14 protein-coding genes are annotated in these 17,881 nt (G+C 53.0%); 9 read left to right on the plus strand and 5 right to left on the minus strand.

Going from position 1 to position 17,881, the window contains the following annotated elements; all coding sequences use genetic code 11:
• The 4 genes from A3754_RS22335 to A3754_RS22350 all read right to left on the minus strand — a co-directional run.
• Positions 1-954, minus strand: a 954-nt coding sequence (locus A3754_RS22335) for an NAD(P)/FAD-dependent oxidoreductase (protein WP_063521379.1), incomplete at its 3' end; no start/stop codon positions are given.
• 97 nt (positions 955-1,051) lie between these two features.
• Positions 1,052-2,707, minus strand: a complete 1,656-nt coding sequence (locus tag A3754_RS22340) for a GMC family oxidoreductase (protein ID WP_063521380.1) — start codon at positions 2,705-2,707, stop codon at positions 1,052-1,054.
• Positions 2,707-4,119: a cytochrome P450 gene (locus A3754_RS22345; protein ID WP_039926512.1), complete on the minus strand. Its 1,413-nt coding sequence runs from the start codon at positions 4,117-4,119 to the stop codon at positions 2,707-2,709. Before A3754_RS22345 ends, A3754_RS22340 begins: the two co-directional genes overlap by 1 nt.
• Positions 4,120-4,133: 14 nt before the next feature.
• Positions 4,134-4,454 (minus strand): 2Fe-2S iron-sulfur cluster-binding protein, encoded by a 321-nt coding sequence (locus tag A3754_RS22350; RefSeq protein ID WP_007151505.1) that lies wholly within the window; start codon positions 4,452-4,454, stop codon positions 4,134-4,136.
• Between the two features lie 122 nt (positions 4,455-4,576).
• Here A3754_RS22350 and A3754_RS22355 point away from each other — a divergent pair, with 122 nt between their 5' ends.
• The gene (locus tag A3754_RS22355; protein WP_007150482.1) at positions 4,577-5,620 is read left to right on the plus strand and encodes an AraC family transcriptional regulator; all 1,044 of its coding nucleotides are present in this window, start codon (positions 4,577-4,579) and stop codon (positions 5,618-5,620) included.
• A 69-nt stretch (positions 5,621-5,689) separates the two neighbouring features.
• On the opposite strand, the gene A3754_RS22360 is transcribed toward A3754_RS22355, so the two are convergent.
• On the minus strand, positions 5,690-6,295 hold the full coding sequence (locus A3754_RS22360; protein WP_007151233.1) for a TetR/AcrR family transcriptional regulator: 606 nt from the start codon (positions 6,293-6,295) through the stop codon (positions 5,690-5,692).
• A gap of 181 nt (positions 6,296-6,476) precedes the next feature.
• On the opposite strand from A3754_RS22360, the gene A3754_RS22365 reads away from it, so the two are divergent.
• The 8 genes from A3754_RS22365 to A3754_RS22400 form a co-directional block, all read left to right on the plus strand.
• A complete protein-coding gene (locus A3754_RS22365; protein ID WP_008930237.1) occupies positions 6,477-7,421 on the plus strand; it encodes a metal-dependent hydrolase in 945 nt (314 codons plus the stop codon).
• Complete coding sequence (locus A3754_RS22370) at positions 7,418-8,245, plus strand: SDR family oxidoreductase (RefSeq protein ID WP_008930238.1); 828 nt, start codon at positions 7,418-7,420, stop codon at positions 8,243-8,245. The genes A3754_RS22365 and A3754_RS22370 overlap by 4 nt, the downstream gene beginning before the upstream one ends.
• 86 nt (positions 8,246-8,331) lie before the next feature.
• The gene (locus A3754_RS22375; RefSeq protein WP_231880744.1) at positions 8,332-9,243 is read left to right on the plus strand and encodes an alpha/beta hydrolase; all 912 of its coding nucleotides are present in this window, start codon (positions 8,332-8,334) and stop codon (positions 9,241-9,243) included.
• Positions 9,240-10,883 carry an NAD(P)/FAD-dependent oxidoreductase gene (locus A3754_RS22380; RefSeq protein WP_040297294.1) on the plus strand — a complete coding sequence of 548 codons (1,644 nt, stop codon included), beginning with the start codon at positions 9,240-9,242 and terminating at the stop codon, positions 10,881-10,883. The genes A3754_RS22375 and A3754_RS22380 overlap by 4 nt, the downstream gene beginning before the upstream one ends.
• A 334-nt stretch (positions 10,884-11,217) precedes the next feature.
• Positions 11,218-12,579, plus strand: a complete 1,362-nt coding sequence (locus A3754_RS22385; RefSeq protein ID WP_063509526.1) for an OmpP1/FadL family transporter — start codon at positions 11,218-11,220, stop codon at positions 12,577-12,579.
• 34 nt (positions 12,580-12,613) lie between these two features.
• Entirely contained in the window at positions 12,614-15,694 is a 3,081-nt protein-coding gene (locus tag A3754_RS22390; RefSeq protein ID WP_063521381.1) for an Ig-like domain-containing protein, read from the plus strand.
• Positions 15,695-15,867: 173 nt separating this feature from the next.
• On the plus strand, positions 15,868-16,824 hold the full coding sequence (locus A3754_RS22395) for an alpha/beta fold hydrolase (protein ID WP_008930243.1): 957 nt from the start codon (positions 15,868-15,870) through the stop codon (positions 16,822-16,824).
• Positions 16,821-17,881: NAD(P)/FAD-dependent oxidoreductase (locus A3754_RS22400; RefSeq protein ID WP_063521382.1), on the plus strand; the 1,061-nt coding region annotated here is incomplete at its 3' end. The genes A3754_RS22395 and A3754_RS22400, both read left to right, overlap by 4 nt.

The raw sequence follows: 17,881 nt of genomic DNA on the forward strand, positions 1-17,881 counted from the left end.
TTCTTCACTCATAAGTGTAGCTGCCGCCGTACGAGCTTGCTCAACAGCGTTAGCGACTGATTCAAGACGCTGCCTTTTGTCGAAGAACAGATTATGATGGCGGGTACAATCTCCTATCGCCAGAATGTCTGGGTCATCGGTGCGGGTAAATTCATCGACGACAACGCCATCATCGCAAAGCAGGCCAGCATTTTCAGCCAAGGCCGTTTCTGGTATGACACCAATCGAAACGAGAACGATGTCCGCTGACACCTTACCCCCATCGGCCAAGGTCACACCATTCACGCACCCTTGATCATCTGATTCAAAACCAATTACGGCCGCCCCCAGACGAACATCGACTCCTGCACTCGTGTGTTTGGCGTAGAGAAATTCAGATATCTCTGGCCCAGTAACACGCTGCATTAAGCGCTCGGCAGCTTCCAAGACAGTAACTTTAACACCTTGCTTAGTCGCACTGGCAGCCACTTCAAGTCCGATATACCCGCCCCCCACGATAACCAGGCGTTTGCCGGGTACTAGCTCACGACGCAGGGCATCTGTGTCCTCGATACCATGCAAATAATGAATACCTTTCAAGTCTGAACCCCGCACGTTAAGACGGCGGACATGTGAGCCAGTGGCCAAGACCAGTTGGTCGTACTTTAAAGTGCTTTGATCTGACAAAATGAGGCTTTTGTCGTCTCTGTTAATCTGTTCTACGCGCACGCCGAGCTGTAATTGCTGCCCCGCATTCTCGTAGATTGAAGGCGGTTTAAGGTATAAAGACGCCTTATCAACCTCCCCCGCGAGATAATTCTTGGACAAGGGCGGTCGCTGATAGGGAGGGTGCAGCTCTTCGCTAACCATAACCACTTTGTGAGGGTATTTTTTTTGCAGCAAGGCGGTCAAAAGTGTTCCTGCTGCGTGTCCACCACCAATAATGACGGTGACCTCTTTATTTTTGTTAATCATAACCTGTCTCTTTCTATGCATACTGAAACCGAGTTACCCACAAAAACTTCATGAATAACTATAACTTGCAACATCAGCCGAGCTAAACACATGATGCCTAAACTCCAGCCACCGCGGCGTCCTCAAGTATCATATCTGCCCCTTTCTCTCCAATCATGGTCGCCGGCTGATTGGTATTCCCGCCAACCAGGGTTGGCATGATAGACGCATCAACTACCCGCAACGACTGCAAGCCACGCACACGGAGACGAGGGTCGACCACTGCCATATGATCAATCCCCATCTTACAAGTGCCGACCGGGTGGTATGCGGACTCACCATTACGGCGCACCCACTCGGTGAGACTCGCGTCATCCTGTATTTCCAGCCCTGGTGAAATTTCTACATCCTGATGAATATAAAGTGCACGCTGGGACAAAATATTACGAACAAGCCGAACACCACGAATGAGTTGTTCGACATCGGCAGGGTCAGCCATGTAATTGGGGTCAATCAATGGTGCAGCGAGCGGATCAGCACTGTGTAAACCAATGCGGCCCCGGGACAAGGGCCTGAGCCCATAGATCATTACAATGTAGCCATATCCACTCATTGCAATTTTCATGTCACGGCCGTGATCAGCGTACAGCATTGGCCCAAAGTGCAATTGCAGATCAGGTATCGGTTGCTCTGCTTGGGAGCAGATGAATCCGCCTGCCTCAGCGCCATTGCTAGACAGCACACCTCGACGACCGCTCAGGTATTGCATTAAGGCCCGCCCCCCGTTCAACCAATAGCTAGGATGCATCGATATTCCCTGTCGGCTTCGCGATCTGACCCGTACAAAAACGTCAACATGATCTTGAAGATTACGCCCCACCCCCTCCAGCGAATGACGCAGCTCAATGCCATGTCGAGCAAGCTCCTCGCGGGGGCCGACACCTGACAGCATAAGCAGTTGTGGCGAGTTGAATGCACCGCCGCATAGGATAACCTCCCGCTTGGCATGAGCTCTAACCAAACTTTTTGCGTGGCGATACTCGACACCAATAGCGCGAGCCCCATCAAACAGCACGCGGGTAACATGTGCATCGCTGCGAATGGTCAAGTTAGATCGACCCTCAGCAGGCTCAAGATAAGCACGCGCATTACTGCAACGGGAACCATCCTTCTGATAGGTGTAGTAATAGCCGACGCCTTCCTGATCAGGGCCGTTGAAGTCCCGATTGCGTCGATACCCCGCCTGTACTGATGCCTCGACAAACGCCGTACTCAACGGGTTTGTATAACGCCGCTCCGCCACATTGAGAGGGCCATCCTTACCATGGAATACTGCCGTACCCGGCACCGTCTCAGGCTCGTAATGTTCTGACTTACGAAAATACGGCAGCACCTCGGCGTATGACCAACCGTGACACCCCTGCCGTGCCCACTCGTCGTAATCCCTGGCGTGACCACGGATATAGACCTGGGCGTTAATCCCGCTCGAACCGCCAAGCATCTTGCCCCGCGGCTGGAACAACGAACGACCGTACATGTGACGCTGTGGCTCGGTATAGAACTGCCAGTTGAAACGGCGACTGAACATCAACTGCAAAAATCCCAGCGGCGTGTTGACGAAAGGGTTGCGGCGACTCTCCGGCCCGGCTTCGAGTAGCAACACCGAATAGAGGCCACTCTCGGACAAACGATTGGCTACCGCGCACCCTGCCGAGCCAGCGCCCACAACGATATAGTCGAATTCTTCAGTCGCCAGCCCGGTCAAACTTTTCATTAATTTTTTGCCGTCAGTTTGACCATCAACTTCGAATAACCGCGCACGAAGTTGGACTGTACACGCTCCGGCTCGCCAACCACTTCGATATTTTCGAAGCGCTTGAGCAGTTCTTCCCACAAAATGCGCAATTGCAGTTCGGCCAGGCGGTTACCCATACAACGATGAATACCGTAGCCAAAAGAAATATGGTTGCGTGCATCCTTGCGATCAATAATGAGTTGATCGGGGTTGTCAAACTTGCGTTCGTCTCGATTACCTGAGGCATACCACATTAACACCCGGTCCCCTTTCTTGATGGTCTGGCCACGAAGTTCTACGTCCTGTGTCGCGACCCTGCGCATGTTGGCCAGTGGAGTTTGCCAACGAATGATTTCCGAAACCATGTTCGGAATCAGGTCCGGATTAGCCTTCAGCTTGGTGAACTCCTCGGGGAATTGATTCAAGGCCAAGACACCACCGCTCATGGAATTCCTTGTGGTGTCATTGCCGCCAACGATGAGCAGAGCCAGATTCCCGATAAACTCCATCGGCCGATTGATCAGGTCTTTTGTGTCGTCGTTGCTCTGCAACATATTGATCAAGTCAAAACCGGGTTCTTCGCCGGCTGCACGACGTGCCTCCTTGTCTCGCCACAGCCTTGAGAACGCCCTCGCCATGTCTGCCGCATCGTCAAACATGACATCTGGGTCGGTAAATTCGCCACCCGTGGCAGATGCCGCACCGGACAAGCGATCAGACCATTCAACGAGTTTATGGCGGTCTTCATAAGGGAAATCCAGCAGTGTAGCCAGCATGCGGCCAGTCAGCTCTTTGGATACTGCAGGCACCCAGTTGAAGGGTTTATCCAGCGGCAGGCTGTCTAGCACTTCGGCTGCTCGGGACCGGATTAAACCTTCCATTTCCTTAAGGTTTTTTGGCGCTACCACACCCTGCACCGCCCGACGTTGCACATCATGCTTGGGCGGATCCATGGCGATAAACATTTCCACCGATAGTCCGTCCGGTGGATCACCCAGAATAATTTGCGGTTCAGAGGAGAACAGTTCGTGACTCTTGTCCACGAACAAAATATCTTCATAGCGAGTTATCGACCAGAAAGGCCCGAATGGACTCTTCTTCTGGTAGTGTACCGGAGCTTCATCTCGCAGCCGCTTAAAATAGGCCCGCCACTGATCTTGTCGATACAAAAAAGGGTTGCTGGTGTCGATATCTTCGAGTGCCAAGGTGTTGACATCAGGCAAGGAGGTTTCGACGAATTCCATTTGTGTGGATCGAGAACCCACTGTCTTTCTCTTCGCCTTCATCAGCATTTTCATCGTTTTAATCTGAAAATGCATCGGCACCACTTTGGACGAGGCGTTGAATACTTTTGTCTGAAACGCATTGCTTGATCTTGTTTTTGTTGACATAGCATTCTCCCTGTTTACATCTGGAATTCAGGCAAATGCACGGTCATACCGTCCATCGCCTCAGTAATTTCTACCTGACACCCCAGGCGCGAGGTTCTCGCCCGCTCCGGGGTCATGGACAACATCTGTTCTTCTGCGTCACCAACCCTTCCGGTCTTGCCGAACCACTCATCGGGAACAATCATGTGACAGGTACCACAGGCGCATTCGCCGCCGCAGTCACCGTCAATACCTGGAACGGCGTTATCAACGGCGATTTGCATTAGCGTAGAACCCACCCCGAACTCCGTAACATGCTCGGTGTCGTCATGTTCAATAAAGATAATTTTTCCCACAGCGTGTCTCCTAGCATTTATATCTACCTTGAAGATTGGCTATGTGTCGGAACACCGACGAGGACATTTCTTGACAGACCGGGGACATTTAAAGACAGTTACCGCATTCCGAGGAATCGCTGATGGCAATAACGACGCTCAAACAGGGTTTGAAAAACGTGGATGCGGATATCCCGTCGAACTACTCACGCCTTATCGCCCGAGAACTTGGCTTGAGTGTACGAGAACTCCCTAGCCTCTTGCGCAACACGGGTGTAGATGTCGAACAATTACTCAAAGATGAAAGCTTGCTCACTGCAACCCAGCAGATTCAGATCTTGCGTAATGCTTTAGATTTATCCGGCAAACCAGAGTTCGGGTTACGGCTGGGCAGGCGTCTCACCCCCGCAACCCATGGGGTGATGGGATTTGTTGCTAACAGCAGCCCCGACCTTTATACCGCGCTGCAAGCCGTTCACACTTTCCTGCCTACCCGGGCGAGCTTTATTCAAGTGGACTTGCAGCGGGCTGAGGACTACCTGGAATGCGTTGTAAACTTCCAAGTACCGATGGAAAATGATGTGGAGCGCTGCCTGGAAGATACTGTGATCAAGGCTTTTTTCGAAATCGGCGAGTTCATCGTAGGCCGCCCTCTATATGAATCTGAAGTCCACTTCCCTCATCCAGCTCCCGTCTACCAGGGCATGTACCGTGAGTATTTACCAGGCAAGGTTTACTTTAACTCCGATCACTTCAAGCTAAAATTGGCAATGGGGTTGTGTCGAAAACCGAACGCATCGGCCAATCATGAAAGCTATCATCTAGCCTTTCAGCAGTGCGAATCCATGCTTGCGCGTCTTCAGAGTCCTGAACCGGACTATCGGACTCGGTTACAGAAAATGATGCTGTCCCGGCCACCCGGAACACTTAGTGAAGAAGAGGCGGCTGCCTCTCTCTTTATAAGCAAGCGCACCCTGGCACGGAAACTCAAAAATGAGAACAGCAGTTTCAGGAAGATTCGCGAGGAGGTACTATCGAAGCAAGCAGTAAGCTATTTGTGCAATAGCCAGCTGTCCGTCGAAGCCACCGCCACACTGTTGAATTATCACGACACGGCGAGCTTCAGACGGGCATTTAAACGCTGGTTTGGTCAGACACCCGATCAATACAGGCAGCATGCAGGTTAGTGTTTATAAACAGACTGCACTCACAATCAGCAGCGAGTACGGCCATCAGTTCTCACTGAATAGCAACGTCTACCGCTTGAGCACACCATCCTTAATTACCGTCCACACAAAATCTCCGACATCCTTCACCGTATATCGCCCCCCCTCATTGAACCACGTTGCTACCCAGTTCAACGCGCCCAGCCCGATAAGACGCAAAAGATCACGATCCACATCAGCACGAATCAGGCCCTGAGAGGACAAAGATTGCAACATGGCAGACCAAAGAAGCTCGTATTTGTCTCGTAGATCAATCATTTCCTGGCGGGACTCACCATGCAAGGAGCGCCATTCAAAAAGGAGGACATAGACCATATCCGACCCACCAACCAGCAACTCAAGGTGAGCATTGATCCCCTGACGCAACTGCTCAAGCGGCTCACTTTCCCCCCGAATGGCCTCAGACAAGGCCGTAGACGCTTGCTCAAGCGCAAGGCGCATCAAGTCGACCAGAATGCTTTCCTTGGAGGGGTAACGGTAATGCAAGCTGCCAGGCAGCATGCCACAAGCCTCGGCGATTTCTTTAACGGTGGTTTTATCGAACCCCTTTTGACGAAATAGACGAGCTGCAGCACCGAGCACAAACACTCGATCCGCCTCCGCCACCGGCGTTACCTGATTTTTCTTTCTTCCCACAAGGCACTCCCATGCTGTAAGCCTTTGATTCTAGCATTCCTTTTAAAGTCGGCCCAGCCTTCCTGGCCGATGGCACTATTCGATCTATACAGATAAAAACACGCTGTCTACCTTATAATCTTGAATTTGGTTGGTCATACAAATAAAGTCCAATGAATGCACTTTACTTGGGAGCGATCCAATGGCTCTGGCAAACCGCAAGATTGGTTACGACGAGGTTGTAACCCGTGACATTCACTTTCCCATGAACATCGAAAACGTGGCTCGCCACTGGTTTCGCAACGACCCGTGGTCCACTCACTGGATGAATGCCATTCTCGCCGCCGTCCCCGACGGTGAACGCTGGGTGATGAATTCTGCAAGACGGCAGCTTGGCAAGCTTGACGATCCAGAAGTGCTGAACGCAGCTAAAGAATTCATTCGCCAGGAGCGCATTCATGCTCGTGAGCACGATGAAATGAACGCCATCGGCGTGCAACACGGGGTTCCCATCGACAAGGTTGAAGGCGTGTTCAAGCTGATCCGTAAGCAACTCCAACACCGCCTCAGTGACGATATGCAGAGCTCCATCGCAGCGGCGTTTGAACATTTCACGGCCATTATTTCCTCGGTACTGCTTGAGCACCCGGAGCTGTTTGACGAAACCCACCCGGATTTGCGTGCCATGCTCTACTGGCACTTTGTCGAAGAAACCGAGCACAAGAGCGTCAGTTATGACGTCTTCGTCGATGCCAGTGGTGGTGGCTACCGCAGTTACCGACTGCGTATCAGTGGCATGCTACTGGCCATTGCCCTGGGCTTCCCCATTATGATCGGCAACCAGACCTATCTGCTCTACAAGGATCGTCAAATTCTGAATTTGTGGTCCGCCGCCAAAATGACCAAAGTCCTGTTCTGGCGTCCCGGCATTCTTTCCAAGGTACTCGCTGGCGTGCCCCCCTATTTCTCCCCCACTTTCCACCCGTGGGATGACGATAACCGTGATGTAATCCGGATCTGGAAACGCGCCTACGAAAGAACTGGCGACCCTCATAAGGCCTATCAAGCGCTCAGAGACCACCGAGCCAACAATGTACACGGTACATTCGAAACGCCACAACCTGAACCCGCATGGGGGCAGGCATGAAAAAGAAACCCTTGCACCCGTCAACTCAGGCGGCAGCTGTCATCACCGGGGCGGGTAGCGGCATCGGTCGTAGCTTTGCTTACGAAGTTGCCCGTCGAGGCGGTTCGGTACTGTGTGTCGATATCAATGAAGAGCGCGCCGAACAGGTGGCGATCAGCCTGCGAGCACTCGGTACTCACGCGGTAGCCCTGGGGTGTGATGTCGGCGATGAAAAACAGATGGCATACCTGGCGGAAAATGCCGAGCCTTTGCTCGGCAGGCCGGTAACCCTGGTAATCAACAACGCCGGCGTCGGCCTCGGTGGCCCAATCGGCGAGGTGTCACTTGAAGATTGGCACTGGTGCATGAACGTCAATCTATGGGGAGTTATTCACGGCTGCCATTATTTTGCCCCTCAGCTTCGCGATCTGGGCTATGGAGGCATCATCAATGTGGCCTCTGCTGCCGCATTCGGGTCCGCCCCGGAAATGGCCGCCTACAACGTCACCAAGGCGGGGGTGCTGGCCCTGTCCGAAACGCTGTCTTCTGAACTGACCGGTACCGGCGTAAAAATCACGGCCCTGTGCCCAACCGTGGTCCCGACCAATATCGTCGAGAATGGGCGCCTGCCTGAACGTCGCCGTGACTTTGCCCGTTCAGCGATGACCCGCTATGCCCTCACCAACGCCGACCAGGTGGCCCGACAGACCCTCAGTGCCCTTGATCGAGGTGAGCTTTACATGCTGCCACAAATTGACGGCCGGCTTGCCTGGCGGTTGAAACGCCTGACGCCACGACTATACGCCCGCGCGATTGGCGAAGCTTACAGAATGCTGGCTGATTAAACCGCATTAGTGGAAACGAAACACGCAAGGAATTCAATATGGCCTCCATTCCTACAACAATTTTGAAGCTACTTTTTCGCGCCGGCATGAAGCGTGATATACGCGACCCGGACAAACTGGTAAGACATCTTCGCAGGGTGATGAACGCGCCTTTGGCCCCCTCTCTGCTGCCACGCGGAGTGCGACTCAAGCGAGGCAAGGTTGCAGGAATAGCTGGCCACTGGCTAGGCACCGCAGACCCACAAATCACCATACTCTACCTGCATGGTGGCGCCTTCATCGGCGGGCGGCTTGATACCTATCACCACTTTTGTGGCCGTTTGGCTCACGCCCTGAATGCGCGGGTCTTTCTTCCGGATTACCGACTAGCCCCTGAGCACCCCTTCCCGGCAGCAACGGATGACGCCTTTAATGTGTATCGTGAACTGATCGCAGACCCTCGCCCTGTGGTCATTGCGGGAGACTCTGCGGGAGGCAACCTGACGTTAGTCACATTGCTGCGTGCCCGTGATCAGCTGCTGAAAATGCCGGCTTGCGCCCTCGCCATTTCGCCGGCATCGGATGCGCGAGGCACCCTGATGTCCAGACAGGCGAATAGCGACAGCGATACCATGCTTTCCCATGGCATGATTGAGGTGGCAACGGATATCTATCTGGCCGGCGCGGACCCCGCTCACCCGTATGCCTCACCAATCACCGCGGATTTCACCGGCTTGCCCCCTCTACTTTTCACTGTCAGTAGCGAAGAGTGTCTGCGCGACGATACCCATGCAGCAGCACAATGCGCGCGAGATGCGGGGGTGCCCGTGCAGGTTCTGGAGCGCGATGATATGCCGCACGTGTGGCCCGTATTCACCTTTTTGCTACCAGAGGCAAAGCAGGACTTCCCTACCATCGTCCGAATTCTGGAAAAGTATCTGACCAGCAATAACGTCGGCAAAGCCCCATCCCAAACGGTCAATGCTAGCGATAGCGCCATAGTTGAGGTTGCATCATGAATATGGCTGCTGTTGCAATCCATAACCCTCGTCCCAGCGTTACTCCTGATCATGAAGTCATTATCATCGGCGCGGGAATTTCTGGAATTGGTGCGGCAATCCAGCTGCGTGCCGATGGCATCAAAGATATCTTGATCCTTGAGCGAAGCAAGGATGTGGGAGGAACCTGGCGCGACAACCGTTATCCGGGAATCGCTGTCGACATTACCTCGTTTACCTATTCATTTTCCTTCGAACAAAACGCAAATTGGTCTCGCGTTTTTGCGCCGGGAAACGAGCTTTACCAGTATACAAGACAGGTAACAAGCAAGTATGGCATCTACCCACTGATTCGCTTTGGTGTCGAAGTCGCTAGCGCCCGTTTTGATCTCGACAGCCATGTCTGGTTGATCGATCTTACGGATGGCAGGCGACTTAGTGCACGCCATATTGTCTCGGCCTGTGGCGGTTTGATATCACCCAAGATGCCAGATATTGAAGGGCTTGATACGTTCCAGGGCAATGTCATTCACACTGCACGCTGGCCAGATGACCTTGATCTTAGTGACAAGCGAGTAGCGGTAATAGGCACTGGCGCCACTGCAGTGCAACTGATTCCGAAAATTGCCGGCAAGGCCCGCCAATTGGATGTCTACCAGCGCACCCCCATCTGGGTACTGAAAAAACCCGATCATAGCCTGCCCGGCTGGCTCAAGACTCTGTTCCGAACCGTACCGGGCCTGCAACGCACCCTTCGGGGCGCCACCGATACCGCCAGTGAAACCCTGATGGTGCTTTCAGCAATTTATTATCGCCAGGCCCCCTGGCTGGTCCGCATGTGCGAAAAGGCGGGCATAAACAACTTGCGCGAACAACTGCCCAACCGCAAAGACCTGTGGGAGAAACTGACACCGAAATACGGCTTCGGCTGTAAAAGACCAACCTTCTCCAACGACTATTTCCGCACCTTCGGCCGGGACAACGTCGAGCTGGTGACGACGCCGATCAAACGCATCACCTCCCGTGGCATCACCACCGAAGACGGCCGCTCACGACGCATAGATACCTTGATCCTCGCCACCGGTTACAAAACCTTCGAGAAAGGAAATATTCCCTCGTTCGACGTCATCGGCAGCAACAACATCAATTTGGGCGATTTCTGGCATGACTACCGTTACCAGGCCTATGAAGGGTTGACCATTCCGGGCTACCCGAACTTTTACATCATGCTCGGTCCCTATGCCCTTATCGGCACCTCTTACTTCAAGATGGTCGAAGGGAATGCCATCCACCTCTCTCGCTGTATTCGCGAAGCCAACCGACGTGGAGCCAGCCAAGTGGAAATACGTCAGTCCGTCCATGACGCGTATTTCCGCAATATCCAGAAACGCCAGCAAAACACCGTGTTCCTTAACCACAACTGCGCGCTGTCGAACAGTTATTACTTCGACCATCATGGTGACGCGCCAATGCTGCGGCCCTCTACCTCTCTGGAAATGCTGTGGCGAGCCAAGCATTTACCGATGGATCACTACCGGTTCAGTGTACTGGCCGGGCACACTCCCAGCAGACACGACGGCGGGAGACAAGCCTGTGAGCCACATCCCCAGCTGCCAGAGAAGGGCATTCCGGCAAAACAAACAGATAACAATTCTCAGTGACTGTGCCAGAGAAAGTGTGGAGCCTGCTTGTACATGTCACGCCAGCAGAGCTCTCCAGATCCAGTTGACCGTGCGCTTTAGCGCTGCCCAGGAGGCGTTACACCACTCGATAACCCATGCCTGGTCAGCAACAGAACACGGCATCTCGTCATAGACGACGACTGGGCGTCACGCATTAATGTGTGACATTACCGGAGCGCCAGAGCACAACGTCATTACAGTCATGGACACAGACAGCTAAGCCTGAGACCAATATTGGTTGTTTAACCAAACAAACAGAAAATCAGAACAACTCACCATCTATAACCAGAACAGCCCCCTTTAGGAGCCTGAAATGTCTGCAAAAAAAACAAAACGGTTACCTCTCCTTTTCTTCACGTGCACTACAGCATTGCTCTCACCCGGCTTGGCCATTGGCGGTGCTGGCGACGGAGCGAGCACTTATGGGCTAGGCCCGATGAATGCCGGCACTGCCTTGGCATTCAGTCCTTTTGCATCCAACAGCTGGTCGGTGTACTACAACCCGGCCGCCATGGCCCGCTCCCCGGAGGGCGAACTGGGAGTCATTGTGCAGTATGGCGACCAGGAATTACGTGCCAAATCACTGGGAGGAACAGACCCTTTGGAGCGAGAGAATGATATCCTCTCTGACACCAGTTCCGAACTATTATTAATCGGCTTCAAAAGCCGCGTCGCCGGCATTTCCAGCATCGACAAGCCCATTTACTTTGGCCTGAACGTGGGTGTAGACCAATACACATCCAACCTATTGCCCTATCAGGCCAATACCAGCCAGAAAGGGCAGTTTCTACGCTATGAATCTCAGCCACTTTATCTCGCCTTTGGTGGCGCTATCAGCAACGTCCTGAGGGGCGTTGACGTCGGCGCATCAGCACGTCTTACCCTCCAGGCCAAAGCCAACCTGGAAGCAGTTTCAGACCTTGGCGGCAACACAGACTCTGAAAAACTTTCCCTGGAAGCCTCTCCATCCCTATCACCGGCACTAGGTATCAATATCCGCTCTGGAGAAATGTTTTGCGGTACAAGCGAGTGCATGCCTTTTGGAATGGATAAGATGGAGCTGGCTCTTTTCTGGCGGGGGGAAAGTAGCTATGAGGTATCCGTGGATGCCAATGTGGTTGTGCCGGGAGTTATCCCTGAACCAGGCCTGAGCCTAGCGCTTAGTACAATTGATACCTATCAACCTGAAGTTCTCGGCGCAGCCATTTTGCTTCCCGTTGGCAAATTCGAATTGACGGCAGGCATTGAGCAGCACAATTGGTCTGCGCTTGAAAGCGAGTTTGCCGACGATACTATTCGCGATCAGGCTAATCTAGCGTTTGACGACATCACCATTCCCCGAATTGGCGTTAGCTATCAGTGGTCGGAGTCCATGAAACTCTTTGCCGGCGCAGCCCTGGAGGACTCACCTTTAAAATCCAGCCGATCCCAGGACGTTAACTATCTTGACACCGATAAAAAGGTTTTCGGTCTGGGTGCCAGCTACCGTCTGTCCAGCGCGCCAATAATAGATATGCCATTAGAACTCTCCTTCGCTTACCAGTATCAAATGCTGGATGAAGCTGATTTCGAATTGACCTCCATCAACTCTTCCACCGATCCAGCCCCTTATGAAACGGTAAGGGCTGATGGTGAAATAAACGTATTTTCTTCCTCCCTGTCGCTAAAGTTTTAACAACAGGCATGCGATTAATACCAGGAGAAGAGCAATGAATAATAACCCCATCACAATCCACCAGTTTCTGATTAGTCTGGCGGTCGCCATAGCAGCCCTTCTGACCGGGTGCGGTGGCGATCAGGGCGATGTAAGCAATCCCTGGAGCACACCAGAGACATTAATTTTTTCTTACCCTTATCCTGGCCAGACCGAGGTTCCAGCTACCGCGCCAGTAATCCTGCGATTTTCCTCTGCACTTGAGCAAGAGGTTATTGATGACATTGACTCACGCCTACAGCTGGTCAGTGATACTGATGGGAATACCGTCATGGTTGACTATCAGGTGGTAGACAATGGCAGAGGCCTGGCCCTGTATCCTCAATCGCGGCTGGCTCCGGCGGAAGCGTACCATCTGGTTGTCAACGATGATGGCCTTGGAGCCATTGATGATAACTCCGTGGCCCGCGTTCGGTTTCGGACTGCAGGCAGTCAAGCCGGCGCATCGCAAACCATGGGAAGCGGCTCTTTCACCCTGCTTTCAGCCACTCCTCTAGACCAACCGTCATTGCTAGAGCCGATTGATGATGCCAGCCATCCCAACGACATGAGCACCTTCAGGATGTCGTTTAACCAAACGGTTGATCCGACCAGCACAGCATATGGCGAAACCGGATCGGTTCAACTTCGTGACAACCTCGGCAAGTTGGTTCCCGCATCGCTATTTTTGCAGGGTCGTTACCTGACACTGGATCCTGACCAGGATCTGAAACCTGTGGAACACACACTAACGATTGCTGGGCTGCGGGCCCAGACTACCGGTGAACAGTTGCCGGAGTACAATCGGACTTTTGTTCCGGAAGCCACTCTTCCCCGTGCTACATCCGTTCTAAAAGTTGGCAGTCTTGGAGCTGAGCAACCTGGACTAGTGTCAACTTTAACCGGCAACCCGATCAATCAGGTGCCAGTACAATCCTTTGTGCTGGGAGATGAATCATTTACCGGGTTGAGCGGGGATCTAGCTGCAGATCTGGCTTTTGCTCCCAACTTTCCTAATGCCGTTCCACTGCGAGTACCCGCTGGTTCCGTACTCCGAGGCACCCCCGTGGACGTCAATATACTGGGCGAAATACCGTCCGGGCTGGAAACCGGTGAAGTCACCATCACGATACTCAGCGACGCTAATGGGTATCTGATCCCGAATCCATTCAGTGATTCCCCATCGGTTCCCCGCTATGCCCTGCTTAATATGGACGCAGCAATGACTGCAGCAGGTCAAGAGCCCAATGCGGCTCTCAGCCAGAACCTGCTTAATGTGCAGGTAGCGGGTTTAGCCGTTGTAAAGGATGGTGTACTAGTACTAGATGCGGTCAGTGTGGTCGAACCCGAGGTTCTTGGCCTGGAGAAGGCATCAGGCTTGCTCTCATTCCGCATGGAGGCCTATCAAAACCAGCGCCAAGCGCCTGCCCCAAGCCAAGACACTCGACCCTTGCAGCTTCAGTCTTGGGCACCGGGAGAAACGTTCCAACCCAATGCAAGGCCTGGTGACCCCGTTATCCTGAACTTCAACAAACCATTAGACCCAGCTTCAGTGTTCCTTGACGGTGCCGTACAGGTTTCTGTTGATGATGTAGTAAAGACGTACCCAATACGTCACGATGGAGCCACGATCATCATCGGAGGAGATATCCTTCAACACGGAAAAGACATCCAGGTGACCCTGACCAGCCTACTTCGAGATACGCAAGGCAATCCGCTTAACCAGGATCAAACCCTCGACATTCGTCTTCCGGAATTCACCCTTCCCAATGACAACGCCAATGAATTACGTGCACCACTTGTCTCCGCTGTTTTCCCCGGATACCCCTGCGCGCTGACCGGGGCTGTGCTGACCGGGCAACGCGAAAACTGGCGAAACGGTCGATGCGTGGGAGGAAAAAATACTGACCCGCTTTATCCCGTACCGAACCTGTTCAAGGACTTTAGTCTCAGGGTAATCTTCAGCCGCAGCATCGACAGCAACACGGTCAATAACAACACGTTTGTTGTTGAACACTTCGATACCGTTAATAACGTATGGCAACCCGTCAATGGTCGCCATAAAGTACTTTCACAGCGAATCGAATTTTTACCGAACAGTCCCTGGCGGGTTGGTGACCTTTACCGTTATACCCTGCACTCCGAGGAAGGAGCGCCGAACTGTGGAGTCAACGCCATATGTTCAAATGATGGAGCCCCTCTGCAAACACGGCAAATTTCTCAGTCCAGCTCCACAGCGCCTGGCCTTAGACAAGGAGGTCCGGACCTGACCAATCACTTTGTGGTAACAGGAGAAGAGGACAGGATTACCCGCGTATCATTACGGTCACTACCTGTAGCGGATGTCAACGCGAACCTCAGTCTCGATGACAATGAGCAAGGTGCGGTACCCGATGGTAACGGCGGTGCCATTGCCGATGCCAACTACCTACAGCTTAGGCTAAAAAACAAATCGGGAGTAATAACCCATGCCAACATTGGCTGTGGTATAGGCGACGATTGCCCGGAAAAGAAATTTGCCTTTGTCGGGTCAGGCGCCTTGCAAGCCGGGGTAAGCCAGTATGAGCCGAATGTCACCATCAACCGACGCCTCATCGACAGCGACCCAATGACATCAAATGAAGTCACCGGCGCCGTCATTGCCAAAGTCTTCCCTACCGTTCTCTCAACGACCAGTGTCTTTCTGGAAGCTCGCGCACTGGGATTAATCACAATACCGCTGGACACCGGTCCTCTGGTACTTCGATTGGGATACGAAAACAATCAACCCATTACGGGCTATATCACCGAAACCCCGGATGGCCCCTGGTTCAGTACTACGTTTGATCTCATGGTGGATGCACCAGAGTTAGAACCACGGCTAATTATAGAACTCGGGCATGACATCCGCAGCAAAGTAATTACCGGAGTCACCGTCGAAGGCCCCCTGCGCTTTGTCGATGATGGTCGTCTGATTCTCAAAGTCCGTAACCCCGACCCTCTCATCATACCGGCCAACATTGATCTCTTGGGAATCGGCTTGGCGGGTGTTGAGCTGGAAGTCCCCCCCCTCGGCGTAGATCTGACCTTTACCTTTTTGCCGGTAAAAGATTTTTAATATATTCCCCTTGTGCTAACGCACTTTCATGCCCCCTTTATGGGGGCTTTTTTCTGTCCTCACCGTATGCCACACCGCTGAATGATCATCAATATCGTCAAATAGGACTTTTCTTTGTGTAGAAGAAACGCTAATATTTGGTTGTTTGGCCAAATAAATAAATGCCTATAATGATGCATCCTCACGACAGCCTCGCAAGCCTTGCCTACAGCGATTCAAAGCACTCACCGGAATCTGGCAGGGATATACAGTTCCCGGGAAACGGCGGGTTGGTTCTTAGTGCAACCCAGTTCGGGGACCCGAAGTCACCGCAGGTGCTTTTGCTGCATGGCGGCGGACAGACCCGTCATGCCTGGGCGCACACGGCAACAGCTCTGGCCAGATCAGGGTACTGCGCTACCTGCATTGATGCCCGCGGTCATGGTCAAAGCCAGTGGTGCCCTGAAGGGGATTACAGCGGCACCGCGCTGGTATCAGACCTCCGCGCCATCATCCAATCACTTCCCACATCACCTTATATCGTGGGAGCGTCAATGGGCGGACTGACGGCCATGCTTACCCTTGGGGAGGAGCCCCCCTTGCCCTGTCGAGGTCTGGTACTGGTGGATGTGGCCCCACGGCTTGAGACCAAAGGCGTTCGCCGGGTGATTGAGTTCATGCGCCGCCACCCTGACGGTTTCGACTCTCTGGATCAGGTTCAGGATGCCGTGGCTGCCTATAACCCAACACGAAAAGCACCATCAAGCTCACAGGGCTTGCGAAAAAACCTCCGCCAGGACGCTAATGGCCGTCTCCATTGGCACTGGGATCCTGCGTTTCTTGATCATGCGGTAATCCCTGAAGCAAATGAAGGCATGTTCGGCCGAGCGCGACTCAATCTTGCAGCAAGCAAACTCAAATTACCGATATTACTCATCCGCGGCCATCACAGTGATGTACTCAGCGAAGCAGGAGCCCAGGAATTATTAGCCCTCGTGCCACATGCCAAGTACCGAGTAATCCATCAAGCAGGTCATATGGTAGCGGGTGACCGCAACAGTATTTTTACCGGAGCAGTGCTGGACTTTCTTCAGCACCTTGACCCGCAAGGAAATCACATACGCTCCACCGATCGGAGACTTACACCATGAAACATAAACACCTCGACGTGCTGATCATTGGCGCGGGCCTTTCCGGCGTCGGTGCGGCTTGTCACCTAAGCCGCAAGTGCCCAGATCTACGCTATGGCATCCTTGAGCGACGCAAGCGCGTTGGTGGCACCTGGGATTTATTTCGCTATCCCGGCATCCGTTCGGACTCCGATATGTTCACACTCGGCTATAACTTTCGGCCTTGGACAGACACCAAGATGCTTGCCGATGGCCCCTCTATTCGCAATTACATCGAAGAAACCGCTGAGCATCATCAGGTCCACAAGAAAATTCATTTTGGCCTGAAAGTCACTGCCGAGGACTGGAGCAGCGAATTCAATCGCTGGACGGTTACCGCGTTGAACGAGGAAACCGGTGAAGAAGAAGTTTTCACCGCTGGGTTTGTCCTCAACTGTACCGGTTATTATAACTATGACGCCGGCTACACACCGAAAATTCCTGGAATCAATCGCTTTGGCGGCGACGTAATTCACCCGCAGCACTGGCCAGATAACTACGACTATACGGGTAAGCGAGTTGTCGTGATCGGCAGCGGCGCCACCGCCGTAACACTGGTGCCCGCGATGACCGACCGCGCTGCGCATGTCACCATGTTACAGCGCTCCCCTACTTATGTTGCCTCCGTCCCTGAGCAAGATCTCATCTCGAAAAACCTGCGCCGAGTACTGCCAGAAATGCTTGTTTACCGCATGGCGCGCACACGCAATATCCTGCTGCAGAGAACCGTATTTAACCTATCGATTCGTAAGCCCAAAGCGATCCGCAGATTACTGCTGGCCGCTGCTCGCAAACAACTGGGGCCGGATATCGACATGAAGCATTTTCAACCTCACTACAACCCATGGGAGGAACGAATGTGCGCAGTTCCCAAGGGGGATCTGTTCAAGGTGCTTCGTGAAGGCAAGGCTTCCGTGGTGACGGATCATATAAAAAATGTCACCAAAACCGGTATAAAACTGGAATCTGGGGATTGGATACCTGCCGATATTATCGTCACAGCTACCGGTCTGGATTTGCAAATGTTGGGCGGCGCAGA

This window comes from Alcanivorax sp. HI0083, assembly GCF_001635175.1.